Annotated in this window: 25 protein-coding genes; 3 read left to right on the plus strand and 22 right to left on the minus strand. The window is 69.2% G+C overall.

Going from position 1 to position 24,496, the window contains the following annotated elements; translation table 11 throughout:
• The 4 genes from OG947_RS02550 to OG947_RS02565 all read right to left on the minus strand — a co-directional run bounded on the left by OG947_RS02550 (position 1) and on the right by OG947_RS02565 (position 3,399).
• Positions 1 to 1,173, minus strand: coding sequence for a MinD/ParA family ATP-binding protein (locus tag OG947_RS02550; RefSeq protein WP_374197718.1), 1,173 nt, complete (start codon positions 1,171 to 1,173; stop codon positions 1 to 3).
• A 134-nt stretch (positions 1,174 to 1,307) separates the two neighbouring features.
• On the minus strand, positions 1,308 to 2,237 hold the full coding sequence (locus tag OG947_RS02555; RefSeq protein WP_328813952.1) for a tyrosine recombinase XerC: 930 nt from the start codon (positions 2,235 to 2,237) through the stop codon (positions 1,308 to 1,310).
• Entirely contained in the window at positions 2,221 to 2,964 is a 744-nt protein-coding gene (locus OG947_RS02560; RefSeq protein ID WP_027505032.1) for a siderophore-interacting protein, read from the minus strand. Before OG947_RS02560 ends, OG947_RS02555 begins: the two co-directional genes overlap by 17 nt.
• Positions 2,965 to 3,054: 90 nt before the next feature.
• A complete protein-coding gene (locus tag OG947_RS02565) occupies positions 3,055 to 3,399 on the minus strand; it encodes a histone-like nucleoid-structuring protein Lsr2 (protein WP_027505031.1) in 345 nt (114 codons plus the stop codon).
• Between the two features lie 250 nt (positions 3,400 to 3,649).
• Here OG947_RS02565 and OG947_RS02570 point away from each other — a divergent pair, with 250 nt between their 5' ends.
• Positions 3,650 to 4,981: a DNA cytosine methyltransferase gene (locus OG947_RS02570; RefSeq protein ID WP_328813041.1), complete on the plus strand. Its 1,332-nt coding sequence runs from the start codon at positions 3,650 to 3,652 to the stop codon at positions 4,979 to 4,981.
• Here the strand turns inward: OG947_RS02570 and dprA are convergent.
• From dprA to OG947_RS02585, 3 genes are read right to left on the minus strand one after another with little or no spacing between them, the layout of a single operon-like run.
• Positions 4,901 to 6,058, minus strand: a complete 1,158-nt coding sequence (dprA, locus tag OG947_RS02575) for a DNA-processing protein DprA (RefSeq protein WP_328813042.1) — start codon at positions 6,056 to 6,058, stop codon at positions 4,901 to 4,903. The two genes, OG947_RS02570 and dprA, sit on opposite strands and share 81 nt — an antisense overlap.
• Positions 6,055 to 7,566: a YifB family Mg chelatase-like AAA ATPase gene (locus OG947_RS02580; protein WP_328813043.1), complete on the minus strand. Its 1,512-nt coding sequence runs from the start codon at positions 7,564 to 7,566 to the stop codon at positions 6,055 to 6,057. Before OG947_RS02580 ends, dprA begins: the two co-directional genes overlap by 4 nt.
• Entirely contained in the window at positions 7,566 to 7,922 is a 357-nt protein-coding gene (locus OG947_RS02585) for a YraN family protein (RefSeq protein WP_222630762.1), read from the minus strand. Before OG947_RS02585 ends, OG947_RS02580 begins: the two co-directional genes overlap by 1 nt.
• A 198-nt stretch (positions 7,923 to 8,120) precedes the next feature.
• Between OG947_RS02585 and OG947_RS02590 the strand changes: the two genes are divergently transcribed.
• Positions 8,121 to 8,423 (plus strand): hypothetical protein, encoded by a 303-nt coding sequence (locus tag OG947_RS02590; RefSeq protein WP_056445054.1) that lies wholly within the window; start codon positions 8,121 to 8,123, stop codon positions 8,421 to 8,423.
• 19 nt (positions 8,424 to 8,442) lie between these two features.
• Here the strand turns inward: OG947_RS02590 and OG947_RS02595 are convergent, their stop codons facing one another.
• The 6 genes from OG947_RS02595 to OG947_RS02620 form a co-directional block, all read right to left on the minus strand.
• Positions 8,443 to 8,748 (minus strand): DUF2469 domain-containing protein, encoded by a 306-nt coding sequence (locus OG947_RS02595; RefSeq protein WP_027505026.1) that lies wholly within the window; start codon positions 8,746 to 8,748, stop codon positions 8,443 to 8,445.
• 7 nt (positions 8,749 to 8,755) lie between these two features.
• Positions 8,756 to 9,499, minus strand: a complete 744-nt coding sequence (locus tag OG947_RS02600; RefSeq protein ID WP_222645344.1) for a ribonuclease HII — start codon at positions 9,497 to 9,499, stop codon at positions 8,756 to 8,758.
• An 11-nt stretch (positions 9,500 to 9,510) separates the two neighbouring features.
• Positions 9,511 to 10,266, minus strand: coding sequence for a signal peptidase I (gene lepB, locus OG947_RS02605; RefSeq protein WP_222630753.1), 756 nt, complete (start codon positions 10,264 to 10,266; stop codon positions 9,511 to 9,513).
• Between the two features lie 112 nt (positions 10,267 to 10,378).
• A complete protein-coding gene (rplS, locus tag OG947_RS02610; protein WP_027505024.1) occupies positions 10,379 to 10,720 on the minus strand; it encodes a 50S ribosomal protein L19 in 342 nt (113 codons plus the stop codon).
• 191 nt (positions 10,721 to 10,911) lie between these two features.
• The gene (locus tag OG947_RS02615) at positions 10,912 to 11,769 is read right to left on the minus strand and encodes a hypothetical protein (RefSeq protein ID WP_037185285.1); all 858 of its coding nucleotides are present in this window, start codon (positions 11,767 to 11,769) and stop codon (positions 10,912 to 10,914) included.
• Between the two features lie 65 nt (positions 11,770 to 11,834).
• The gene (locus OG947_RS02620; protein ID WP_328813044.1) at positions 11,835 to 14,156 is read right to left on the minus strand and encodes a Tex family protein; all 2,322 of its coding nucleotides are present in this window, start codon (positions 14,154 to 14,156) and stop codon (positions 11,835 to 11,837) included.
• A 122-nt stretch (positions 14,157 to 14,278) separates the two neighbouring features.
• Here OG947_RS02620 and OG947_RS02625 point away from each other — a divergent pair, with 122 nt between their 5' ends.
• Positions 14,279 to 15,235 (plus strand): serine hydrolase, encoded by a 957-nt coding sequence (locus OG947_RS02625; protein WP_328813045.1) that lies wholly within the window; start codon positions 14,279 to 14,281, stop codon positions 15,233 to 15,235.
• A gap of 9 nt (positions 15,236 to 15,244) precedes the next feature.
• Here the strand turns inward: OG947_RS02625 and trmD are convergent, their stop codons facing one another.
• The 9 genes from trmD to OG947_RS02670 all read right to left on the minus strand — a co-directional run bounded on the left by trmD (position 15,245) and on the right by OG947_RS02670 (position 24,393).
• On the minus strand, positions 15,245 to 15,925 hold the full coding sequence (gene trmD, locus OG947_RS02630; RefSeq protein ID WP_328813953.1) for a tRNA (guanosine(37)-N1)-methyltransferase TrmD: 681 nt from the start codon (positions 15,923 to 15,925) through the stop codon (positions 15,245 to 15,247).
• A 2-nt stretch (positions 15,926 to 15,927) separates the two neighbouring features.
• The gene (gene rimM / locus OG947_RS02635; protein ID WP_328813046.1) at positions 15,928 to 16,473 is read right to left on the minus strand and encodes a ribosome maturation factor RimM; all 546 of its coding nucleotides are present in this window, start codon (positions 16,471 to 16,473) and stop codon (positions 15,928 to 15,930) included.
• An 8-nt stretch (positions 16,474 to 16,481) separates the two neighbouring features.
• Positions 16,482 to 16,724: an RNA-binding protein gene (locus OG947_RS02640; protein WP_027505019.1), complete on the minus strand. Its 243-nt coding sequence runs from the start codon at positions 16,722 to 16,724 to the stop codon at positions 16,482 to 16,484.
• 9 nt (positions 16,725 to 16,733) lie between these two features.
• Positions 16,734 to 17,195 carry a 30S ribosomal protein S16 gene (rpsP, locus tag OG947_RS02645; protein ID WP_027505018.1) on the minus strand — a complete coding sequence of 154 codons (462 nt, stop codon included), beginning with the start codon at positions 17,193 to 17,195 and terminating at the stop codon, positions 16,734 to 16,736.
• A 194-nt stretch (positions 17,196 to 17,389) separates the two neighbouring features.
• The gene (locus OG947_RS02650; protein ID WP_328813954.1) at positions 17,390 to 18,454 is read right to left on the minus strand and encodes an amidohydrolase family protein; all 1,065 of its coding nucleotides are present in this window, start codon (positions 18,452 to 18,454) and stop codon (positions 17,390 to 17,392) included.
• A gap of 31 nt (positions 18,455 to 18,485) precedes the next feature.
• Complete coding sequence (ffh, locus tag OG947_RS02655; protein ID WP_328813047.1) at positions 18,486 to 20,054, minus strand: signal recognition particle protein; 1,569 nt, start codon at positions 20,052 to 20,054, stop codon at positions 18,486 to 18,488.
• Positions 20,055 to 20,145: 91 nt separating this feature from the next.
• Positions 20,146 to 22,602 carry a [protein-PII] uridylyltransferase gene (locus OG947_RS02660; protein ID WP_442973085.1) on the minus strand — a complete coding sequence of 819 codons (2,457 nt, stop codon included), beginning with the start codon at positions 22,600 to 22,602 and terminating at the stop codon, positions 20,146 to 20,148.
• Positions 22,603 to 22,689: 87 nt separating this feature from the next.
• Positions 22,690 to 23,028 carry a P-II family nitrogen regulator gene (locus OG947_RS02665; RefSeq protein WP_027505009.1) on the minus strand — a complete coding sequence of 113 codons (339 nt, stop codon included), beginning with the start codon at positions 23,026 to 23,028 and terminating at the stop codon, positions 22,690 to 22,692.
• Positions 23,029 to 23,031: 3 nt separating this feature from the next.
• Positions 23,032 to 24,393, minus strand: coding sequence for an ammonium transporter (locus OG947_RS02670; RefSeq protein ID WP_027505008.1), 1,362 nt, complete (start codon positions 24,391 to 24,393; stop codon positions 23,032 to 23,034).
• Positions 24,394 to 24,496 lie beyond the last annotated feature (103 nt).

A 24,496-nucleotide genomic window follows, 5' to 3' on the forward strand; every position in this document is an offset into this window, starting at 1 on the left:
TCAGTACGCGCGGTGACGCTGCGGCGTCGACTGCGGCGCGGACGCGTGTCGGCCCTCCGCGTCGGGGAAATCGTCCGCCATCATCGCCGCCAGGTCCATGAAGGCGGCGCGCGTGCGGGGGCGCAGTCGATCGAGATCGACGACGGAGCCCTCCGCCAGATGATCGTCGAAGGGAATCACCACGACGGCGCGGCAGCGCGCGAGGAAGTGCCGGGTGAGTTCGTCCATGTCGATGCTCGCGGCGCCCGGTCGGTGGGCGCTGATGACGACGACGGTCCGCTCGACGAGGTGCGCGTACCCGTGCAGCCCGAGCCAGTCGAGGGTCGCGGCGGCGCTCTTGGCGCCGTCGACCGCCGGCGAGCTGACGAGCACCAGTGCGTGCGCCAGCGACAGCACCCCCTCCATCGCCGAGTGCATAATGCCCGTGCCGCAGTCGGTGAGGATCAGGTTGTAGTGCGCTCGAAGGGTGTCGATGACCGCGCGGTAGTCCTGTTCGGTGAACGCCTCCGACGCGGCCGGGTCACGCTCCCCCGCGACGACCTCGAGACGACTCGACGACTGGGAGGTGTGCTCCCTGATGTCGGCGTAACTCCGGATGGTCGGCCGGGCAGCGAGGAGATCGCGCACCGTGGACATCGTCTGCCGCGGGACGCGCTCCCCCAGCGTTCCGAAGTCGGGGTTCGCGTCGACGGCGATGACGTCGTCGCGTCGCAAGGAAGCGAACACCGACCCCAGCCCGACGGTGACGGTCGTCTTGCCCACCCCGCCCTTGAGGGACAGGAAGGCGATCCGGTAATCGCTGCGCAGCGGTTGTCGAATGCGGTCGATCTGGTGGCGACGCTCCGCCTCGGAGGCGACCGCACCACGGCCACCCGGTCGCCCACTGCCCAGGACGCGATCCAGGGTGCGGCGCCACCCCGGCCGAGTGGAGGACGGGGCCGGCGAGACGAAGGGCGACCCGGGTCGGCGCACCGGACTCTCCGCACCGAAGGCGGCCGAGTCGCGTCGCGGATCGGCGAGGCCCGGATGGTGCGGTGCGGGAACGTGGGAGGGCGGAACGGACGGCCGAGAGAATCGTTCCGGTTCGGGCGGAGACCAGGGTCCGTTCGTACCCGCCCGGCTGCCGGGACCTGAGGAGTGCGGGCTGTCGTCTCGACGATCCACGGTCCCCACCCTCCTGTCGACGGTCTGCTCCGATTGCCGATCAGGGACGAACGGTGTGGTTCACAGCGCCGGCACGGTCACATCCCCCGTGCAGACGGTACCAAACGTGCACGAGCGTGCGAGGTGGTCGACAGGACCCGACGTCAGGCTCGCGGATGCGCCTGATCGTGGACCGCGCGCAGCCGCTCCACGGAGACATGGGTGTAGATCTGCGTCGTGGCGAGCGACGCGTGCCCGAGCAGTTCCTGCACCACGCGGAGATCGGCGCCGCCCTCGAGCAGGTGGGTCGCGGCGGAGTGTCGGAGGCCGTGCGGACCCAGGTCCGGGGCACCGGGCACGGCGGACAGCACCTCGTGCACCACCGAGCGCGCCTGTCGCTGATTCAGGCGTCCGCCGCGACGCCCCAGGAGCAGGGCCGCGCCGGAGTCCGGTGTGGCCAGGGCGGGGCGGCCCACGGTCGACCACTGCGCCACCGCGTCCTCCGCGGGCGCGCCGAACGGTACGACGCGTTCCTTGTCGCCCTTGCCGAGGACGCGGAGCACCCGTCTGTCGAGATCCACGTCGTCCACGTCGAGACCGCACAGTTCGCCGACCCGGATTCCGGTCGCGTACAGGAGCTCGACGACGACCCTGTCGCGCAAGGCCATCGGATCCTGTTGCTCGGCACCGGATGTCGCGGCCGTCATCGCGTCCCGAGCGTCACGCTCACGCAGCACACCCGGGAGCGTCCGACGCGACGGCGGTGCCGACAGTCGCACCGCCGGGTCCGCGGTGAGTGCTCCGACGGTGCACGACCACGCGGTGAAGGTGCGCGCCGAACTCGCTCGACGCGCGAGAGTCGAGCGGGACACTCCCGCGACCGACATCGAGGCGAGCCACGAGCGCAGGGAGCGAAGTGTGATCACGTCGTCGAGTGCCGCGGACGGATCACCGTGCGCGTCTCGACAGAAGCCGATCAGAGCACGGGCGTCGCCGACGTACGCGCGCACGGTGTGCTCGGAGCGGTTGCGTTGCAGAGCGAGATGCTCGGTGAATCTCGCGAGGAGCGCGAGATCGTCAGGATTCGCTGGCAGCGAGTTCTCGCTTCCAGGTGCGGAATCCCTCCTCGGTGCGGCCACGACGCCAGTATCCCGATATCGAGGCCCATTCCGCAGTCACGCCACGCTCTTTGCGGATGTAAGGCCGGATCTCGTGCATCACCGACTGCGCTTCACCGTGCACGAAGACATGAGGCTGACCGGGCAGCCACTCCACCGCACGGACGGCGGCGGCCAGCGGTGAGCCACCCGGATCCTGGTCGCGGTACACCCAGCGGATGTCGGCAGAGGTCGGCGCCGCGATCTCGACGCGGTCCTCCGGACTCGCTGCTTCGAGCACCACTCGCGCGACGGCTCCCTCGGGAAGCGCCGCGAGGGCTGCGGAGATGGCGGGCACGCCCGTCTCGTCGCCGGCGAGAAGGTGCCAGTCTGCGTCCGCACGAGGCGAGTACGCGCCGGCGGGACCGAAGAACGAGAGCTGGTCCCCCGCCGCGGCGCTCAGCGCCCACGGGCCGGCGACACCCTCGTCGCCGTGGACGACGAAGTCGATGGCGACTTCGCGGGCCTGCGTGTCCACCGATCGCACCGTGTAGGTGCGCAACGTCGGCTCGTCGGCGTCACCGAAGTGCAGCTTGACGTAGCTGTCGGTGAACTCGGACGGCGCGAACTCGTCGAAGTTCGCACCGCCGAGCACCACGCGCACCATGTGCGGGGTGAGCCGCTCGGTGCGGAGAACGGTCAGGGTGGTCAGTCGTCGCGCCACAGGGCACCTCCATCGGGTACGGGCCTTGCCGCCGGTGGGGCGCAAGACGTGGTTAGCCTACCCTAATTCGTCGACCGGCCCCACGACAGGTCAGTGCGCGGCGTCGTACGCGTCCTGGATCTCCTGGCTGATGCGCCCGCGGGTGCTGACCTCGAAGCCGTTCTCCTTGGCCCACGCCCGCACGTCCTGCAGATTCTGGCGGCCCTTCTTCGGCGCCGCGGCGGACCCGTTCCGGCGAGACTTCTTGCCGCCCACCTTCTCCGCGTGTTCGATCCAGAATGCGAATTGGTCGTACAACTCGTTGGCGTGCTTGCTGTTGAGATCGATCGAATAGGACACGCCTCCGACCGCGAACTCGACCGTCTCGCCCTGCCCGTCCTTGATGAGTGAACCGTCGACATCGTCGATCATTTGGACGGTGGTGCGTCGTGCCATTGTTCTGCGCTCCTCGATACCGGGTGGAGAAAGAATTTCCTCCAAGATAACAGCCGAGATGGCCGACATCGTGACACCGACCCGACACCGCCCTGACAACATCCGAATCACGACATCTCGGTCGTGAATTCGACGACCTGTTGTTCGTGACCGACACGGGACGATCGGGCTCACCGCGGTCGCCGGTACTGTGACGGACGCAAACTCGACGCGGCCACTCCCGTCGACGTCGGCCACGAAGGGTTCACGGATGACCGCACAGAGTTTCTCGGAAACGCGTGCCGTGTCGTCGACGACGAGACCGGCCGGTTCGCTGACCTTCGTCGATCTCTTCAGCGGTGCGGGCGGAATGAGTTGCGGCTTCGCACGACACGGCGCCTTCGATGTCGTCGGCGCGGCGGACGCACAACTGGGTAAACCGAGCAGTGCGCGCGGATCTCTCGAATGCAATGCGTCCTACGAGGCGAATATCGGAACGGTGCCGCACGCCGTGGATCTTTCCGCTGTCACCGGGGCCGAGTTGGCGCGACTCTTCGCCCCGCGTCTGAACGGACGACCACTCGACGTACTCAGCGCGTGCCCGCCGTGCACCGGCTTCTCCCGTGCAAATCCTCGAAATCATCTCACCGACGATCCACGCAATTCGCTCGTGACCCGTGTCGCCGACTCCGTCGAGGCTCTGCGCCCGATCGTCCTCGTCATGGAAAACGCACGAGAATTGGTCGGCGGTAATTTCCGTGGTCATCTCGACGCGTTGGCTCTGCGGTTGGATCACCTCGGCTACGACGTCGATGCCTCGGTGCACATGCTCAGTACGGTCGGCTTACCGCAACGACGCGAGAGATCCCTGGTGGTCGCGGTGCGGCGCGATCACGAATTGCACACTCTTTCCGAATTGTGGGAGGGCACGACCATCGCACCGGAGGCGATCACGGTGCGTCGCGCGATCGGCCACCTGCCCCGCGTCGAGGCCGGTGAGACGGCGTCCGGCGATCCGATGCACCTCTCGCCCAGCATCGGTCGTGAGTCGACCCGCCGCCGCCTCCACGCCCTCCCCCACGACGGCGGTTCCTGGCTCGACCTCAGGTCCGCCCCCGGCGGCGACGACCACCTGACGCCCGCGATGCAGCGCCTCGTCGCCGCCGGGCGCCTGGGGTCGCACCCCGACGTCTACGGCCGACTGTGGTGGGACCGTCCCGCGCCCACCGTCAAACGGGAGTGCGCCCACTTCGGCAACGGCCGCTACACCCACCCCGAGCAGGACCGGCTGTGCACGGTGCGAGAGTTGGCCCTGCTGAACGGTTTTCCGGACGACTACGTGTTCCGCGCGCGATCGCTGTCGAACATGTACCGCCACATCGGGGACGCGGTACCGCCGCTCGTGTCCGCTCAGCTCGCCGCGCTGTGCACCTGGATCATCAGCGGCGTCAAGCCGGACCTGCGCGACGCGATCCTGCCCGGCACCTCCCTGCGGGCAGAGGACCTGCTCCCGGCACAGCCCTCACCGGATCTTCTCGATGCGCACCCATCCCGCCTCGTCGCGGCCGGCGTGTCCCTCGATCTCGAGGACCACCAGCGCTGACCGCACCGCCGACACGGGCACGCCGGAGTCCACGGACAGTTGCTGCACCGTTCGGGCTCCCGTGGCCGGGAACGCGTCCAGCACGCGGGCGGGAGTCTGCGGCAGGCGATCGAGATCGCGGCCGAACAGGGCGTCCCGGTCGTCGTCGTCCTCGACACCCGCACCCACCGCACCCGCCTCGGCCACCACGTCCCGGGCACCCGTCACCAGACGCGCTTCGCCCTCGCGGATCATCCGGTGGCACCCCGTCGACGACGCGGACGTCACCGGCCCCGGTACCGCCATGACCGGTCGCCCCAGTGCCCGTGCCCACGACGCCGTGTTACGCGCCCCGCTGCGCCATCCCGCCTCGACCACGACCACGCCGTCACACAGTGCGGCCACCAGCCTGTTGCGGGAGAGGAAGCGGTACCGGGCGGGTGGTGTGCCCGGCGGATACTCCGACACCACCGCACCCGTCTCCGACACTCTCCGCAGCAGACGCTCGTGCCCCGCCGGGTACGCCCGGTCGACGCCGCACGCCAGCACCGCCACCGTGCAGCCGCCCACGCCCAGCGCGGCGCGATGCGCCGCACCGTCGATGCCGTACGCGCCGCCGGAGACCACCGTCCACCCGTCCACGGCCAGGTCTCCCGCGATCTCACCCGTCACGTGCTCCCCGTAGCTCGTCGCGGCGCGCGTTCCCACCACGGCCACCGCCCGCTCCGTGGACGACGCCACCGGCGCCGGACCCACCACCCACAACGCCAACGGCGCACCGCCGTCGCTAGTGGGCAGAGCCCCGTCCGGCCGCTCGAATCCGAGGAACCGCCAGGCGGGCCACTCCTCGTCCGACGGCACCACCAGTCGACCGTCCATCGCAGCCATCAGGTCGAGGCTCGCCGCGGCGGTGTCGAGATGTGCCCGCGCCGACACGCGGTCCCACACCGCCTTCGGAACGTCCCCGGTGCGCATCGTCGCCGCGGCGTCCACCACTCCGCGCGAGGCAATGAGCTGCTCGACGGCGCGCGACGGACCCTGCACCACCGTCGAGACGTACGCCCACGCCAGGGTCTCCGGATTCTGCGCTCCACTCACACGCCACTCCCCTGTTCGCGAAAACTCATCGCCGACGCCACGCACTCGGGTCCCGGAGACATCCGCCCCTCGAGGTCGCCGAGCGTCCAGGCCAAGCGCAGGATGCGGTCCGCGCCCCGCGCCGTGATGCCACCGCGCCGCAGCGCCCGTTCGATCGGAATCAATGCTTCGCGTTCGAGCCGGAAGCGCTGGCGCAGTGCTGATCCGGGTACCTCGGCATTGGTTCGCCAGCCGAACTCGGACCACCGCTCCGCCGCCGCCTGCCGCGCTGCCGTCACTCTGCCGCGCACCACCTCGGTCGTCTCCCCCACGTCGTCGGTCAACAATCCGGTCGCAGCGGGCTGCATCGACAGCCGCAGGTCCACCCGGTCGAGCAGTGGTCCGGACAGCTTGCCGAGGTAGCGCCGGCGGGCGTTCGGCGCACACACGCAGTCGGCGGTCCGCGGCGAGGCGCACGGACACGGATTGGCCGCCAGCACCAGTTGGAAGCGAGCGGGATAGCGGGCGACCCCGTCGCGCCGCGCGATGCGCACCTCGCCGTCCTCCAGCGGGGTACGCAGTGCCTCCAGCACGCGCACCGACATCTCGGCACACTCGTCGAGGAAGAGCACGCCGTGGTGCGCCCGGCTCACCGCACCCGGTCGCGCCATGCCGCTTCCGCCGCCCACCAGTGCCGCCACCGAGGTGGTGTGATGCGGCGCGATGAACGGGGCGGTGGTGATCAACGGACACTCCGCCGTGAGTGTCCCCGCGACGGAGTGCACCGCCGTCACCTCCAGGGCCTGACCCTCCGTCAGCGGCGGCAGCAGGCCGGGCAGCCGACCCGCGAGCATCGTCTTGCCGATACCGGGCGGTCCCGTGAACATCAGATGGTGTGCGCCGGCGGCCGCGACCTCGAGAGCCCAGCGTGCTTCGGACTGTCCGACCACGTCGGCGAGATCGCCGTACCGGGGCTCGGGACCCGGCCGTGTCGGCATCGGTTCCGCGAGAGTGCACCGGTGCGAGAGCCACTCGATCACCTGCCGCAGATGCGCGGCCCCGAGGACCTCGATCCCGCCCACCAGGCCCGCCTCGGCGAGGCTGTCCTGCGGCACCACCACGCGGGTCCATCCCGCTCCGCGTGCGGCGAGCACGGCGGGAAGGACCCCTCGCACGCTCCGCACCCGCCCGTCGAGTGCCAGCTCACCCACCAGCACCGTCGAGGCCAACAGACCCGGCGGCACCACCTTGGCGGCGCCGAGCACCGCGCACGCCAGTGCCAGGTCGTACACGGATCCCACTTTCGGGAGTGTGGCCGGCGACAGCGCGAGCACCACCTTGGACGCGGGCCAGCTCTGGCCGGAGTTGTTCACCGCGGCCCGCACTCGGTCCCGTGACTCCTGCAGCGCCGCATCGGGGAGTCCGACCACGTGCACGCCCGGCAGGCCCCGCCCCACGTCGGCCTCGATCTCCACCAGGATGCCGTCGATGCCCGTGACGGCGACCGAGAACGTCCGTCCCAGAGCCATCAGAACGCCGCCCTCAGATGCGAGAGCAGAGGCCCCCGGCCGTCGGCGATCACAACCTCCACGACGTCGAACCGCACCGGCACCCACGGACCGGACCGTTCGGCGAGCCACAGCCCGGCCAGCCGGTGGATGCGCTGCGCCTTCGCCGGCGTGACCGCCTCGGCCGGAGTGCCGTACCCGTCGCCGGAGCGGGTCTTCACCTCGACGAACACGACGATGTCGCCGTCCACGCCGATGATGTCGACCTCGCCGTGCCGGCACCGCCAGTTGCGGTCGAGAATGCGCAGACCCACCGTCGTCAGATACGACGCGGCAGCTTCCTCGCCCGCTCTGCCCATTTCCGCGTTCGTCGCCATGGCTCTCCTCGCCGACCCGGTGCCCGGTGGTGGGCACACCCGGTGTCGGAGCACGACTGTGCAGGCACGCGGCGACCGTGCCGCGGCGCCGACCTGCGGCCGCAGAAAACCCGGGGACGACGCTCGACCCGGGGATGACGGACCACCGAAACCCCCTGTTGCGCGGCGCTCGGCCGTGGGGTTTGCGATGATCGGGTCATGAACACTGCACGCGACTCGTCGGCGAGCGGGACGCCGTCCAGCAGTGAGTTCCTTCTCCGCCGCGTGCCGGACGATCGGCGGCCCGCTCACCCCTATGCACTGCTGTGGACGTCGAACGATGCGCTGGGTCGGGAATCGACCAGGGAGGTGGGGTGCGGCGACTACTCGTGGGCGCTACGGACGGCACGCATCCTGTCCATTCCGCGCGCGTCGATCGAGCACGACCAGCGCGGCGGCGTGGACGACGGCTACGAGGGGTGGCACCTCAACGCGCGGATCCTGGGAACGGATCAGCGCTGATTCACTCGGGAAATCCCCGTCACTCGGGAAGTCGCAGATCCGGCTTGTCGAGTTCCTCGATGTTGACGTCCTTGAACGTGATCACCCGGACGTGCTTGACGAAGCGCGCGGGTCGGTACATGTCCCACACCCACGCATCGGACATCCGCACCTCGAAGTAGATCTCGCCGTCCGCGTTCCGCGGGATCATCTCCACCGAGTTCGCGAGATAGAAGCGACGCTCGGTCTCCACCACGTAGGTGAACTGGCCGACGATGTCGCGGTACTCCCGGTACAGCGACAGTTCCATCTCGGTTTCGTACTTCTCGAGATCCTCGGCACTCATGCCGCCATCATCGCGCATCGGCGCCCTCGTGTTCCCATCGACCCCGCTCCTGCGGCGACACCGTGGGTGCGGCGCCGGCATCCTCGAGGCAGGCGACGTTCGACCACGAGCGACGGTGCTCCCGGCTCGCCCCGAGACGGGCGAGGGCGTCCGTGTGCAGCGTCGTGTTGTAGCCCTTGTGTACGGAGAAGTCGTAGCCGGGGATGTCTCCGTCGAGTGAGCGCATGATGCGGTCGCGGTGCACTTTGGCGAGCACGCTCGCGGCGGCGATACAGGCCGCGGTGGCGTCACCACCGATCACCGGGAGTGACGGCGCGGGAAGCCCGGGCACCCGAAAACCGTCGGTCAGGACGTACCCGGGGTCGACCGACAGTCCGGCGACCGCGCGGCGCATGCCCTCGATGTTGGCGACGTGGATGCCGATGCGGTCGATCTCGGCCGCGGGGACGGTGACGATCGAGTATGCCGTCGCCCAGCGGATCACCCTCGGGAACAACGACTCCCGCGTCTTCTCGCTCAACTTCTTCGAGTCGTCCAGAAGGTCCAGCGCGGCGCGGGCGCGATCGCCCAGGATGCACGCGGCGATGACCAGTGGGCCCGCACAGGCGCCACGACCCGCTTCGTCCACGCCCGCCACGGGCCCGAGCCCCGACCGGAGAAGGGCCGACTCCATGGTGCGCATGCCACCCGCACGCCGGATGACGGTGCGTGGCGGCCACGACGTCCGGGAGAGCCGCGTGGTCGACTTCATGGGCCCCGAACTCACTGCCCCTGGATGTCCGGATCGTCGATGAGACCCCAGCGACCGGGCGGCAGCACGATGGCCTGCGCCTTGCCGATCACGTTGTCCAGCGGGATGGTTCCCTGCAGTTCGTCGGCGACGTGGAAGCGCGAGTCGGCGGAGTTGCTGCGGTTGTCACCCATGACCCACACGTTGCCCTCGGGCACGGTGACGGGCCCGAAGCACCGCCCGGAACGAATCGGGGTGTCGCACGTGAGCGTGCCGGGCACGAAGTCGAAGTCCATGGTGATGTACGGCTCGTCGAGCGGCTTGCCGTCGACGAGAACGCGCCCCTGCTCGTCGCAGCACTCGACGGTCTGACCGCCGGTGGCGATGACGCGCTTGACCAGATCGTTCTCGTCCGGTGCGACCAGGCCGACGAGGGATCCGAGTTCCTGAGCGCCGCGGACGACGACGTTGGACGACCGCGTGGAGACGTAGTCGCCGTCCCAGGACGGCGGTCCGCGGAACACGACGACGTCACCGGCCGTCGGATCGCCGAAGCGGTACCCGATCTTCTCCACGACGATGCGGTCACCGGTGCAACCAGTGCAGCCGTGCAAGGTCGGCTCCATCGATTCCGAGGGGATCAGGTACACCCTCGCGACGAAGGTCTGCAAGAGGAAGCTGAGCACCAGGGCGACCAGGATGAGAATCGGAAGCTCGCGCCAGAAGGACCGTGGCTTCTTGGTTCGCTGCGCCTCGTCGTTGTCGTCGCCCGCGCGCTCGTCCGTCACGGGTCAAGATTAGCGGCAGCGCCGCGGTGCAGAACGGCCGGGACGCAGAACGGCCGGACACCGGGGAACGAGTCCCCTGTATCCGGCCGTCCAGCGAGTGGAACGCCGAAGATCAGCGCTTCTCCTTGATCTTGGCTGCCTTGCCGCGCAGCTCGCGCAGGTAGTACAGCTTCGCGCGACGCACGTCACCGCGGGTCAGCACGTCGATCTGGGCGATGTTCGGGGTGTGGACGGGGAAGGTGCGCTCCACGCCGACGCCGAAGGACACCTTGCGGACCGTGAAGGTCTCGCGGATGCCGCCACCCTGACGCCGAATGACGACGCCCTTGAAGATCTGCACGCGCTCCTTGGAGCCCTCGATGACCTTCACGTGCACGTTCAGTGTGTCGCCCGGGCGGAACTCGGGGATGTCGCTGCGCAGCGACTGCTTGTCCAGGAAATCCAGGGTGTTCATGGTTCATCCTTGCTGTGACGAGATCTCGAGCAGAGGACCCGAGCGGCTGCCGTCGGCGGATGCCGTCGACGCTCGACTGGTTCGTACTCCGAATAGGTGTCCACCGGATGCCGGGCATGCGAGTAGCACGCCCGGTGTCAGGCAACCCCACGATTGTGCCAGAGAACCGGTGCCCGACGAAATCGGCCGGATCAGCCCGCGCCGACCGATTCACGATCGGGGCGCGACTCCCCCGGCGCCGGCGCCGGAACGACGATGCGATCGAGTTCGTCCTCGGCAGCAGCGCGCACGTGCGCGACGTCGGGCGTGCCCGCGATGGCGTCCTGCATCCAGATCTTCGCGCGGACGACGGGACGGCGCAGGTTGCGCTCGCGCCGCAGGGCCTTCTCCATCCGCCGCGGGCGTCGGGTGTAGCGCCAGCGCGCCCAGGGTGACCCCGGCCGGCCGATCCGGATCGCGCCGATCACGAGCAGCGGCAGGAAGAACAGGCCGGCGAGCCCGGTCCAGATCTTGCCCTTCGCGAGGACGATCGCGGCGAGGAGGAGATTGAGCGCGGCCAGGACGACGATGATGCTCCGCACCGCGACGCTGGGATCGTCACGGAAGCCGGCGACGTCGAAGAACTCGAGCGGTTTGAGACCGAACAGCAGCATGACGGTGGCGGCCACGGCGACGAAGACCGCGTCGACGGAGGTGCGGCCCTGCTCGGCCCAGTACACGTCCTCCAGATAGAAGATGAGCGCGAACTCGTCGAGTACCAGTGCCGCACCGATACCGAAGAACGCCGCGAGCGCCGCGCCCGTGGTCTGGGTGCCGTCGACGTACACGGTGATCATCGCGATACCCGAGACCAGCATGGCGACCACACCGAACACGACGTGATGCACGTGGTGTCCGCCCGGCGTGACGTTGCCCGGCCACCAGGACACCTGCGCGCGGATCATGCGGACGCTGAACCGGATGAAGACGAACCCGGCGATGAACCCGACGAGGAAGAACAGCAGCGGGATGCGCCCCTCGTCGGAGACGTGGTGCATCCACCGCTCCATCGCAGCGCCTTCCTGCCGTGCCCGTCCTGTGACGAGGAAGTCTATCCGCGCCGCCGCGACACCCTCTACTTTCCGAAGCCCGCCTTCCGCAGCGCATCGGCCATCGATCCCGTTGCCGCGGCGGGTGCCGAGGACTGCGCTCCCTTGCGCGGTCCGGCTCCGGTCTTCTGCCGGTTCCGGGTGCCCTGGCCTCCCGACCCGCCGCGTGGAGCCGATGCCGCTGCCGTACCGCCGATCTCGTCGGTCAGTCGCAAGGACAGGCCGATCCGCTGGCGCGGCAGGTCGACCTCCATGATCTTCACGCGCACGACCTGTCCGGACTTGACGACGTCGTGGGGGTCCGAGACGAAGCGGTCGGACATCGCCGAGACGTGGACGAGTCCGTCCTGGTGCACGCCCACGTCGACGAAGGCGCCGAAGGCCGCCACGTTGGTCACCACTCCCTCGAGCACCATGCCCGGTTCGAGGTCGGCGACCTTCTCGACACCGGCCGCGAAGGTGGCGGTCGCGAACTCCGGACGCGGATCACGGCCGGGCTTCTCGAGCTCGGACAGGATGTCGGTGACGGTCGGGAGTCCGAACCGGTCGTCGACGAAGTCCTGCGGGCGCAGGGACCTCAGCACCCGCTCGTTGCCGATCACCTCACGGACTCCCATGCCGGCCCTGTCGACGATGCGGCGCACCACGGGATACGCCTCGGGGTGCACGCTCGACCGGTCGAGGGGGTCGTCGCCGTCGGTGATGCGGAGGAACCCGGCGCACTGCTCGAAGGCCTTGGGCCCGAGCCGCGGAACCTTCTGCAGCGCGGATCGGGATCGGAAGGGGCCGTTCTCGTCGCGGTGCGCGACGATCGACTCGGCGAGAGTGGTGGCCACGCCGGAGACGCGCGCGAGCAGAGGCACGCTGGCGGTGTTGACGTCGACGCCGACCGCGTTCACCGCGTCCTCGACGACGGCGCCCAGGGAACGCGCCAACATGGATTCCGAGACGTCGTGCTGGTACTGCCCCACGCCGATCGACTTCGGGTCGATCTTCACCAGTTCCGCGAGGGGATCCTGCAGACGACGGGCGATGGAGACCGCGCCGCGGATCGAGACGTCGAGATCGGGCAGTTCGCGCGACCCGTGGGCGGACGCGGAGTACACGGAGGCGCCGGCCTCGGAGACCATCGCCTTGGTCAGGTTCGCGTCCGGGTACTTCGCGATGAGTTCCGCCGCCAGCGCGTCGGTCTCACGCGACGCGGTGCCGTTGCCGATGGCCAGCAGATCGACACGGTGCTTCGCCGCCAGTGCGGCCAGCGTCGCGAGCGCCTCGTTCCACTTGCCCTGGGGCTTGTGCGGATAGATGGTGTCGTACGCGAGGACCTTGCCGGTGGGGTCCACGATCGCGACCTTGGTCCCCGTGCGGAACCCCGGGTCGAGGCCCATGGTGGTGCGACTGCCGGCGGGCGCCGCCAACAGCAGGTCCTCGAGATTGGAGGCGAAGACGTCGACCGCGCGCTCCTCCGCGGACTGCCGCAGCCGCATGCGGGTGTCGATGCCCAGGCTGACCAGAAGCTTGGTCCGCCACGCCCATCGCACCGTGTCGAGGAGCCACCGGTCGGCCGCACGTCCGTGGTCGCCGATACCGAAGCGCGCCGCGATGCGGGTCTCGTACACCGACGCGGTACCGGGTGCGGGTTCGTCGGTGTTCGGCTCCGGATCCATCGTGAGGGAGAGCACCTCCTCCTTCTCCCCGCGCAGGACTGCCAGTACTCGATGGGACGGAACGGAGGTGAAGGACTCGGAGAACGCGAAGTAGTCGGAGAACTTCGCACCGTCCGTCTCCTTGCCCGGTCGCACCGCGCTGGTCAACCGGCCACGGGTCCACATCAGCTCGCGCAGCGACCCGACGAGGTCGGCGTCCTCGGCGAAGTGCTCGACGAGGATCGCGCGCGCACCGGCGAGCTGCTCCTCGCCGAAGGACGTCGGATCGGTGGTCGGATCGGACAGCAGGGCGTCCGCCACGGGCTGGTGGCCGGCCTCGCGCGCGATATGCGCCTTGGTGCGGCGCTTCGGTTTGAACGGGAGGTAGATGTCCTCGAGGCGCGCCTTGGTGTCCGCGAGCACGATCGAGTCCTCTAGGGCGTCGTCGAGCTTGCCCTGCGAGCGGATGGACTCGAGAATCGCGGCGCGGCGCTCGTCGAGCTCGCGCAGGTATCGCAGTCGCTCGTCGATCGTGCGCAGCTGGGTGTCGTCGAGCGTGCCCGTGACCTCCTTGCGGTAGCGCGCGATGAACGGCACCGTCGCACCCCCGTCGAGCAGGTCCACGGCGGCGCGTACGCGCTCCTCCGCGACGTCGAGCTCCTCGGCGATCCGGCGATTGACAGATTTCACAGCGGTCGTCACGGCGATGGACCCTACCGCGCCGGTACCGTGGAGTGACGGTGCCGCCCCGGGTTCCGAGCGCCGACGCGCCCGGTACGTCCACTCTCGAATGTGGGGGCACTCGATGACAGAACGGTAGTCACGTGACAACTCCTTCGGCGCGCCTGCGACGAGCCTCCACCATGTTGGCGGCGGTGGCGCTCGCCACTACGATGGCGGCGGCCTGCGCGCAGCCGGCCGAGCCGGCGGCGACGACGATCCCGGTCGCACCGGAGTTCCCCGAACCCGAGATGCCGATGGCACCGGACCTCACCGGTCGCCTGCAGCAGGCACTCGACGGCGCGGCCGCTCGCGGCGCGACGCTCTCCATCGGCTTCCTCGATCGGGAGACCGGGACGTACATGGGTTCCGGTGACAACGATCCGATCGAGACGGCGTCGGTGGTCAAGTTGTTCATCGCCGACGATCTGCTCTACCGCTCGTCGCGCGGCGAGTTCGCCCTCGACGAGGAGTCCCGTGCCCTCATCGCGCCGATGCTCTCGTCGTCGGACGACAGTGCGGCACAGGTCCTGTGGGACGCCGCCGGTGGATCCGACGTCGTGGCACGCGTCGCCGGCCGCTACGGCCTGCCCGCCACCGCCGCGTCGGCGGACGGGATCTGGTGGAACACCCGGACCACCGCGGCGGACCTGGTGAGGTACTACGACGCCGTCCTCGACGGCACCGGCGGACTGAACCCGGCGGACCGGGCGACTGTCGTCGGAGACCTCGAGGCCTTCACCCCCGAGGGAGCGGACGGCTATCCCCAGACCTTCGGCATCCCGCGGGCACTCCCGGGCGAGACGGTCCGCGGGGTCAAGCAAGGCTGGATGTGCTGCGTCGACGGTCGGTGGATCCACCTGAGCACCGGGTTCGTCGGCGACGGGGAGCGCTACGTGGTGGCGGTGCTCTCGCGGGAGGATCCCTGGTACGGCGCGGACGGCGGCAGCGCGGAGACGACGGCGGACACCGCGGTGACGGACGACGACGGCGCCAAGCACGCGCGCGTCACCGTCACCGGCGCGCTGAAGATCCTGTTCCCCACCGGGGTCGTCGCCTGAGAGATCGCGTCAGGGCAGGAGGTCGGGCCGGCGCTGAGCGGTACGCTCGAGCGACTGTTGCCGCCGCCACTGTTCGATGCGGGAGTGGTTGCCGGACAACAGGACCGGCGGCACGTCCAGGCCGCGCCACGTGGCCGGTCGGGTGTATCCCGGCCCCTCGAGGAGACCGTCGGAGAACGAGTCCTGTTGGTGCGAGAGCTGATTGCCCAGGACGCCGGGCAGCAGCCGCGTCACGGCCTCGGTCATCACCAGCACCGCGGCCTCGCCGCCGATGAGCACGTAGTCCCCGATGCTGACCTCCTCGACGCGCACCCGGGTCGCCGCGTCGTCGAAGACTCGCTGATCGATGCCCTCGTAGCGGCCGCATGCGAACACCAGATGATCCTCGCGCGACCATCTCTCGGCGGTGCGCTGAGTGAAGGGCACTCCGGCGGGCGTGGGCACCACCAGGATCGGGTCGGCGTCGCGCATGACGTCGTCCAACGCGTCTCCCCACACCGTCGGCTTCATGACCATGCCGGGGCCGCCGCCGTAGGGCGAGTCGTCGACCGCCTTGTGCACGTCGTGTGTCCAGTCCCGGAGGTCGTGGACACCAAGGGTCACCAGACCGTTCTGCACGGCCTTGCCCAGCAGCGCGGTACGCATGGGCTCGAGGTACTCGGGGAAGATCGTCACCACGTCGATACGCATGGTCACTCGCCGTCCAGAAGCCCTTCGGGCGGGTCGATCTCGACGGTCCGCGTCTCGCGGGAGACCGACACCACGATCGCGGACACGAACGGTACGAGCAGTTCGCGGCCGACGTTCTCGTCGGCCGGCGTGATCGACAGCAACTCCCCCGCAGCGGAGTGCAGCACCTCGCTGACCGTGCCGATCACCGTGCCCGCCGACTCGTGATCCGGAGCGAACTGCACCGTCATGCCCTCGAGCTCGTGGTCGTAGAACTCGTCCGGATCGTCGGACGGGGGTAGATCCGCGGTGTCGACGACGAACAGGGTGCCGCGCATCGCGTCGGCGGTACTGCGATCGTCGATTCCCTTCAGACGCAGCAGAAGCCGCCCGGAATGCTCCCGGGCGGCTTCCACCGTGTAGTCGGTCGTGCTGTCGTCGCGACGCGCACGGCCGTGCAGAACGGATCCCGGAGCGAACCGCTCGTCAGGATCGTCCGTGCGGACCTCCACGACGACCTCGCCCTTGATGCCGTGCGACTTGGCCACGCGGCCCACGACGAGCTCCACGTCGGTGATCAGCGATCGGTGTCGACGACGTCGACACGGATCCCACGGCCGCCGATACCCGAGACGAGGGTACGGAGCGCGGTGGCGGTACGACCGCCACGGCCGATGACCTTGCCCAGATCGTCGGGGTGCACGTGCACCTCGACGGTCCGGCCACGGCGACCGGTGATCATCTCGACACGAACGTCGTCCGGATTGGACACGATGCCGCGAACCAGATGCTCGACGGCGTCGGCGACCATGGTGCTCACAGGTGGGTCCTACTTCTCGGTGGACTCGGCGGTGGCGTCGGCGGTCTCGTCTGCCGGTGCGCTCTCGGCGTCGTCGGCCTTGGCGGCCTTCTTCTTCTTCGGCGTGGTGGCCTCGGCGACGGGCTCGTTGTCGGCGGCGGCGAGCGCAGCGTTGAACAGGTCCAGCTTGGACGGCTTCGGCTCCTTGACGCGGAGCGTGCCCTCGGCGCCCGGCAGGCCCTTGAACTTCTGCCAGTCACCGGTGATCTTGAGGAGTGCCTCGACGGGCTCGGTGGGCTGTGCGCCCACGCTCAGCCAGTGCTGCACGCGATCGGAATCGATCTCGATCAGCGACGGCTCTTCCTTCGGGTGGTACTTGCCGACGGTCTCGATGGCACGGCCACCGCGACGGGTACGCGCGTCGGCGATGACGACACGGTACTGCGGGTTGCGGATCTTGCCGAGACGGGTGAGCTTGATCTTGACTGCCATGTGAAACGAAGCCTCTTTCGATGTGGTCGCAGGACGCGACCGCTGGTCACGGCGCAATTCAGCGATGCGCACGGCATGCGCACCCGGTTTTGCGGTGGATGGGTGTTGTGACCGCCGCTCGGTACGGAACCGGAGACGGGCGAACAGCGACTTATTCTGCCAGACACCGCCCGAGCGTCATAATCCCAGCCCGGTCACCAGATCCGGCCGCGCAAGACCACCACGTCCGGCGCCGACAGGACGTCCGGCCCGGTTCGTGGGTCCGTGGAGTAGAACACCAGATCCGCGGGTGCGCCGTGCTCGATGCCCGCACGCCCGAGCCACCGCCGCGCCGTCCAACTGGCCGCACCCAGGGCGTCGGTCGGCGACAGGCCCACGCCCACCAGCGCCGCCACCTCGTCGGCCACCCGCCCGTGCTCGATGCTGCCGCCCGCGTCGGTGCCCGCGTAGATCGGGACTCCGGCGTCGTGCGCGCGCCCCACCGTGTCCGCCACTCGGGCGTGCAGATCGCGCATGTGATCGGCGTAGCGCGGATAGCGGGTGGCCGAGTCGGCGATCGACGGAAAGGTCTCGATGTTGATGAGCGTGGGCACCAGTGCGGTTCCGTGCTCGACCATCATCTCGATGGTCTCGTCGGTCAGGCCGGTGCCGTGTTCGATGCAGTCGATGCCGGCACCGATCAGCCCGGGCAGCGCGTCCTCGCCGAAGACGTGCGCAGTGACCCGGGCGCCCTCGGCGTGGGCGGCGTCGATGGCCCGGCGCAGGACCGCGTCGTCCCACAAGGGTGCGAGGTCGCCGACCTCGCGGTCGATCCAGTCGCCGACCAGCTTGACCCACCCGTCGCCGAGGCGCGCCTGCTGAGCCACGGCCTCGGGCAGTTGCGACTCGTCCTCGAGATCGACGGCGAGGCCGGGAATGTAGCGCTTGGGCATCGCGATGTGCCGACCCGCACGGATGATGCGCGGCAGATCCTCGTGGTCGTCGAGTGCGCGGGTGTCGACGGGCGATCCCGCGTCACGCAGCAGCAGCGCACCCACCTCGCGCTCGGTGGTGGCCTGCGCGACGGTGCCGTCGTGATCCTCGTGCCCGCCGCCGTACGTGATACCGACATGGCAGTGCGCGTCGACGAGACCCGGAACGATCCAGCCGCCCCGCGCCACCGTGGTGGCACCGGGAACCGGATTCAGTGAGACGAGGCCGTCTCGCACCCAGACGTCCACCTCGTCGTGGCCGGGCAGCACGACGCCGCGCAGATGCAGACTCGGCGAGATGCGCACCGCGTGCTCCGCCCTACTTCCTGGGGAGCTTCAGCTGCGACAGGTCGATGCCCTCGAGGCCCGGCGGAAGCTGGTCGAGGCCCTTCGGCATCGAGGACAGATCGGGCATCCCCGCGGGCATTCCGCCCGGCATACCGGGGAAGCCTCCCCGCACGCCCTTCGGCGGTGTGGGTCCGCGACCGCCCTTCTTCCCCTTCTTGCCCTTCTTGTTGCTGCGCTGAACCTGCTTGCGCGCGCCGGGCATGCCCATGCGGCCGGCCATCGACGCCATCATCTTGCGGGCCTCGAAGAAGCGGTCGACGAGCTGGTTGACGTCGGAGACCTTCACACCGGAACCGTTGGCGATGCGCAGACGACGGGAGGCGTTGATCATCTTCGGATCGGCCCGTTCGGCGGGTGTCATACCGCGGATGATGGCCTGCACGCGGTCGAGCTGCTTGTCGTCCACCGACGCGAGGGCGTCCTTCATCTGACCGGCACCGGGCAGCATGCCGAGCAGGTTGCCGATCGGTCCCATCTTGCGGATCGCCATCATCTGCTCGAGGAAGTCCTCGAGCGTCAACTGGCCGGACCCGATCTTCGCGGCGGTGTCCTCTGCCTGCTTCGCGTCGAAGACGGTCTCGGCCTGCTCGATGAGGCTGAGCAGGTCGCCCATGCCGAGGATGCGGCTCGCCATGCGATCCGGGTGGAAGATCTCGAAGTCCTCGAGCTTCTCGCCCGTCGACGCGAACATGATCGGTCGACCGGTGACCTCGCGGACGCTCAGCGCGGCGCCACCGCGGGCGTCGCCGTCGAGCTTGGTCAGCACGACGCCGGTGAAGCCGACACCGTCCTGGAAGGCCTGCGCCGTGCTGACGGCGTCCTGGCCGATCATCGCGTCGAGCACGAACAGGATCTCGTCGGGGTTCGTCGCGTCGCGGATACCGGCGGCCTGGCCCATGAGCTCGGTGTCGATACCGAGACGGCCCGCGGTGTCGACGATGACGACGTCGTACTGCTTGGCCCTGGCCTCCGCGACACCGGCGCGAGCGACCTCCACCGGATCGGCCGCGGTCACGCCGAGGGCATTCTCGCCGCCGCCGATCGACGTGCCCGGATGCGGCGCGAAGACGGCGGCGCCCGCACGCTCGCCGACGATCTGGAGCTGACTCACCGCACCGGGGCGCTGGAGGTCGCAGGCCACGAGGAGCGGGGTGTGGTTCTGGTCCTTGAGCCACTTGGCGAGCTTGCCGGCGAGTGTCGTCTTACCGGAGCCCTGCAGACCGGCCAGCATGATGACGGTCGGCGGGTTCTTCGCGAACTCCACCCGCCGGGTCTCGCCACCGAGGATGCCGACGAGCTCGTCGTTGACGATCTTGACGACCTGCTGCGCGGGGTTGAGAGCAGCGGAGACCTCGGCGCCCTTCGCGCGCTCCTTGATCCGAGTGATGAAAGCGCGCACGACCGGCAGCGCGACGTCGGCGTCGAGCAGTGCCAGGCGGATCTCGCGGCACACCGCATCGATGTCGGCGCCCGAGAGCCGACCCTTGCCTCTCAGATCCTTGAGGCTTCCGGTCAATCTGTCGGACAGTGATTCGAACACCGATACTCCTGAACATCGCGAGAGAAGTGAAGACTCCGTCGACCAGACTAACGGTCGATCGACCCGGCGGTGGCCCGGCCCGACGCCTACCTCAGTCGTCCGACTCGGGCTCCTTCGGACGCAGGGCGGGGACGACGGCCAGCAGCGCGCGTTCGAGCTCCTCGCGCTGTGCCCGCGATCCGGCGCCGCCCTCCGACGCCCCGCTGGTGTCGACGCAGAACGCGTCCACCACCGAGGATCCGCGGGTGGTGACCTTGGCCCAGCGCACGTCGGCACCGTGCTTCTCGAAGACGGACGAGAGCCGGCACAGCAGCCCGAGCCGATCCTCGGCGCGGACCTCCACGATCACGGAGTCACCGTCCGGACCGTCGAACCACAGCACCCGCGGCGGCGCCTGCGCGTACAGCAGCACCTCCGACGAGTCGAGCGCTCCGAGATCGCCGTCCGACGCGGCGATCCGTGCCCCGGCCTCCTTGAGGTCGAGTTGCGCGAGCAGCTCGAGGTCCCCGTCGAGTGCCCGGATGAGCTCCTGGCGCAGCAGGCCGGGCTGGGGCGGCGCCCCGAAGGTGGGCGTGACGACGAAGCGATTGATCGCGAACCCGTTCGCGCTGACCACGGACGCGGACAGCACCCGCAGCGCGGCCAGAGCGAGCACGCCCGACGCGTTGGACAGCAGGCCGAGCCTGTCCGGCGCGGTCACCGTCACCTCGAACGTGTGCGGACTGTCCGACGGCTGCAGATCGACGTCGACTCCGCCCTCGGCGGCGCGGGCCGCGAGCGCCGCGTCGATCGGATCGGGCGTCGGCAGTGATTCACCGGCCATGATCATGCGGCAGCGCCGCACGAGCTCACCGATGAGCGAGGACTTCCAGTCCCCCCAGACACCGGGTCCCGTCGCGAGCGAGTCCGCCTCGGCCAGCGCGTGCAGGAGTTCGAGCAGGATCGGATCGCCGTCCAGCGCGTCGACCACCCGCTGCACCGTCGCGGGATCGTCCAGGTCGCGTCGGGTCGCGGTGTCCGGCAGGAGCAGATGGTGGCGCACCATCGCCTCGAGCAGCCGGACGTCCGACGGCCACAGACCGAGCCGCTTGCCCACCTGCGTGGCCAGATCCGCGCCGACGATGCTGTGGTCTCCCCCGCGGCCCTTGCCGATGTCGTGCAGCAGTGCCCCGAGGACCAGCAGGTCGGGCCTCGCGACCCGGGTGGTGAAACCGCTCGCGTGAGCGGCGGTCTCGACGAGATGGCGATCCACGGTCCAGGTGTGCACGGCGTCGCGCGGCGGCAGGTCGCGCACCGCCCCCCACTCGGGAAGCAGACGCCCCCACAGGCCCGTCCGGTCCAGAGCCTCGATCGCGTCGATGGCGCGGCGGCCGGATCCGAGGACCACCAGCAGGTCGTTCAGTGCCTCCTTCGGCCACGGCTCGCGCAGTTCCGGTGCACTGTCGGACAGCCGGCCCAGGGTCGACGCGGACATCGGCATCCCTGTCACCGCGGAGGCCGCTGCGACACGCATGATCAGTCCCGGATCCTTGTTGGGGCGGGCGTCCCGCGCCAGCACCACCTCGCCGGCGTGCTCGACGACCCCCTCGTCCAGGGGCCGACGCACAGGTACCCGGCGGAGACGCGAGAGTCCGCGTCGCGGTATGGCATTCCCGGCGGTACGCAGGCCCACGTCCGTCGAGTAGACGATGGTGCGCGCCGAATCACTCAGTACGCGTGCGAGATCGAACCGATCGCCGATTCGGAGCGCGGCGGCGATCTCGTCCGCGTCCTGCGCTCGCAGCTGATCACGGGCACGGCCCGCCACCCGGTGCAGCTCGGTACGGACGTCGAGGATCCGTCGGTGAGCGAAATCCAGTCCACCGCCCGGTGATTCGGGCCCGAGGCCCGGCATCGCGTCGGTGAGCTGCGCGATGGAGAGCGCGTCGAGCAGCTGCACGTCGCGCAGTCCGCCGCGTCCACTCTTGAGATCGGGCTCGGCCCGGTGGGCGATCTCGCCGCTACGCCCCCAGCGAGTGCGGGTCAGCGCGTGCAACTCGTCGAACCGATCGCGGATCCCGATGCGCCACTGACGCCGGATCCCGTCGATCAACATCGAACTGAGTTCGGCGTCGCCCACGATGTGTCGGGCGTCGAGCAGACCGAGGGCCGCGGTCATGTCGTGGGCGGCCACGTCCAGAGCCTGCGGAACCGTGCGGACACTGTGATCGAGCTTGATGTGCGCGTCCCACAGCGGGTACCAGAGTTGGTCAGCCACACCGCTGACGAGCGCGGGATCGAGATCGTCGTGCAACAGCACCAGGTCCAGGTCCGAGTACGGCAGCATCTCGCGGCGACCCAGCCCGCCGACGGCGACGATGGCGAATCCGCTGTCCGGCTTGATGCCCACCTCGGAACCCTTGGTGGTCAGCCAGAACTCGTGCAGATCGACGAGCGCCTGGCGCAACGCGGTCGCGTCCAGTCGTCGATTCCGGCCCTGGCCGGCGAGCAGTTGCTCGCGCGCTCGGACGAGATCCGCCGCTGCTTCGGAACCTCCCACGGGGCTCACTCCTTCTGGTGTCGTGTCGCCGAGAAACAGATCGGCCGCGGATCCGCCCCGTCGAACGAGGCGGATCCGCGGCCGGACTGACGGGAACTAGAGAGCGTCGGAGCCACGCTCGCCGGTGCGCACGCGCACGACGGCCTCCACGGGCGAGACCCAGACCTTGCCGTCACCGATCTTGCCGGTACGGGCTGCCTCGACGATGACCTCGACGACCTTGTCCACGGCCGCATCGTCCACGACGACCTCGACGCGCACCTTGGGAACGAAGTCCACGGAGTACTCGGCACCGCGGTAGACCTCGGTGTGGCCCTTCTGTCGGCCGTACCCCTGTACCTCGCTCACGGTCATACCGAGAACGCCTGCCTGCTCGAGAGCCGTCTTGACGTCCTCGAGAGTGAACGGCTTGACGATTGCAGTGATCAACTTCATGTCTCACGCCTCCTTGCTGGGAACGCGTCCCAGTGTTGACCCACCGAGTGCCGCAAAGTCGTAGGCGGTCTCGGCATGTTCCGATTCGTCGGCTCCCATGGATTCACCATCGTCGTCGATCCGGAGGCCCACGGTGTACTTGACGATGAGCGCGACGATGGTCGTACCCACCAGAGAGTAGAGCAGCACCGCGCCGGCACCGACTGCCTGACGCCACAGCTGGTCGAATCCGCCGCCGTAGAACAGCCCCTCGACACCGGCCGGTGCCTCGGAGGTGGCGACCAGTCCGACGAGCAGCGTGCCCACCAGACCGCCGACGAGGTGGACGCCGACGACGTCGAGCGAGTCGTCGAAACCGAACTTGAACTTCAGGCCGACGGCCAGTGCGCAGAGCACACCGGCGACGACGCCGATGACGAGTGCACCGAGGATGTTGACCGAGGAGCAGGCCGGGGTGATGGCCACGAGTCCGGCGACGATGCCCGACGCACCACCGAGACTCGTCGCGTGCCCGTCACGGATGCGCTCCGTGAGGAGCCAGGCCAGCATGGCTGCGGCCGTGGCCGCGATGGTGGTGACGAAGGTGGCACCGGCGATGCCGTTGGAGCCGACGGCGGAACCGGCGTTGAAGCCGAACCAACCGAACCAGAGGAGGCCGGCACCCAGCATGACGAACGGCAGGTTGTGGGGGCGGAACGGAGTACCCGGCCATCCCTTGCGCTTGCCCAGGATGACGGCGAGCACCAGACCCGCGGCACCCGCGTTGATGTGGACGGCGGTACCGCCTGCGAAGTCGACCGCGGCGAGCTTGTTGGCGATCCAGCCACCGGTCGTGGTGGTGACCTCGTCGAAGGAGAAGACCCAGTGCGCGACCGGGAAGTAGACGAGGGTCGCCCACAGTCCGGCGAACAGCAGCCACGGTCCGAAGCGCATGCGGTCGGCGACAGCGCCGGAGATGAGCGCGACCGTCAGGATCGCGAACATGGCCTGGAAGGAGACGAACACGGTCGCGGGGATGGTGCCGACGAGCGGGATCGCGGCATCGGTGAGCACACCGGCCTCGTCCTCGGACGCGAGGTACGTTCCGCCGATCAGGCCCTTGAGCCCGAAGTACTGGAACGGGTCACCGATCAGGTTGCCCTTGTCCTCGCCGAACGTGACCGAGTAGCCGTACAGCACCCAGAGAACGCCGACGACGCCCATCGCGCTGATGCTCATCATGATCATGTTCAGCACGCTCTTCGCGCGGACCATGCCGCCGTAGAAGAACGCAAGACCCGGAACCATGAGCAACACGAATGCCGCGCTTGTCAGCATCCATGCGGTGTCACCGGTGTCGGGCGCACCGATAGTGGGAAAATCCACCTTGAGCCTCCTCCTTCTTCCTCGCCCCAGCCGATGGCGGCTGACGACCTGAGGAGAAGGGTGCTCACTCGACGTTTCGGCGACGACACTGCGGTGTTTCGTC

The organism is Rhodococcus sp. NBC_00297, from assembly GCF_036173065.1.
Classification (GTDB): Bacteria; Actinomycetota; Actinomycetes; order Mycobacteriales; family Mycobacteriaceae; genus Rhodococcoides.

Bases quoted from the DNA above. Each gene is read 5' to 3' on its own strand.
- OG947_RS02565 (WP_027505031.1), bottom strand. From the start codon at position 3,399: ATGGCACGACGCACCACCGTCCAAATGATCGACGATGTCGACGGTTCA.
- OG947_RS02570 (WP_328813041.1), top strand. From the start codon at position 3,650: ATGACCGCACAGAGTTTCTCGGAAACGCGTGCCGTGTCGTCGACGACG.
- OG947_RS02580 (WP_328813043.1), bottom strand. From the start codon at position 7,566: ATGGCTCTGGGACGGACGTTCTCGGTCGCCGTCACGGGCATCGACGGC.
- OG947_RS02585 (WP_222630762.1), bottom strand. From the start codon at position 7,922: ATGGCGACGAACGCGGAAATGGGCAGAGCGGGCGAGGAAGCTGCCGCG.
- OG947_RS02590 (WP_056445054.1), top strand. From the start codon at position 8,121: ATGAACACTGCACGCGACTCGTCGGCGAGCGGGACGCCGTCCAGCAGT.
- OG947_RS02595 (WP_027505026.1), bottom strand. From the start codon at position 8,748: ATGAGTGCCGAGGATCTCGAGAAGTACGAAACCGAGATGGAACTGTCG.
- OG947_RS02600 (WP_222645344.1), bottom strand. From the start codon at position 9,499: ATGAAGTCGACCACGCGGCTCTCCCGGACGTCGTGGCCGCCACGCACC.
- rplS (WP_027505024.1), bottom strand. From the start codon at position 10,720: ATGAACACCCTGGATTTCCTGGACAAGCAGTCGCTGCGCAGCGACATC.
- OG947_RS02615 (WP_037185285.1), bottom strand. From the start codon at position 11,769: ATGGAGCGGTGGATGCACCACGTCTCCGACGAGGGGCGCATCCCGCTG.
- trmD (WP_328813953.1), bottom strand. From the start codon at position 15,925: ATGCGTATCGACGTGGTGACGATCTTCCCCGAGTACCTCGAGCCCATG.
- rpsP (WP_027505018.1), bottom strand. From the start codon at position 17,195: ATGGCAGTCAAGATCAAGCTCACCCGTCTCGGCAAGATCCGCAACCCG.
- OG947_RS02665 (WP_027505009.1), bottom strand. From the start codon at position 23,028: ATGAAGTTGATCACTGCAATCGTCAAGCCGTTCACTCTCGAGGACGTC.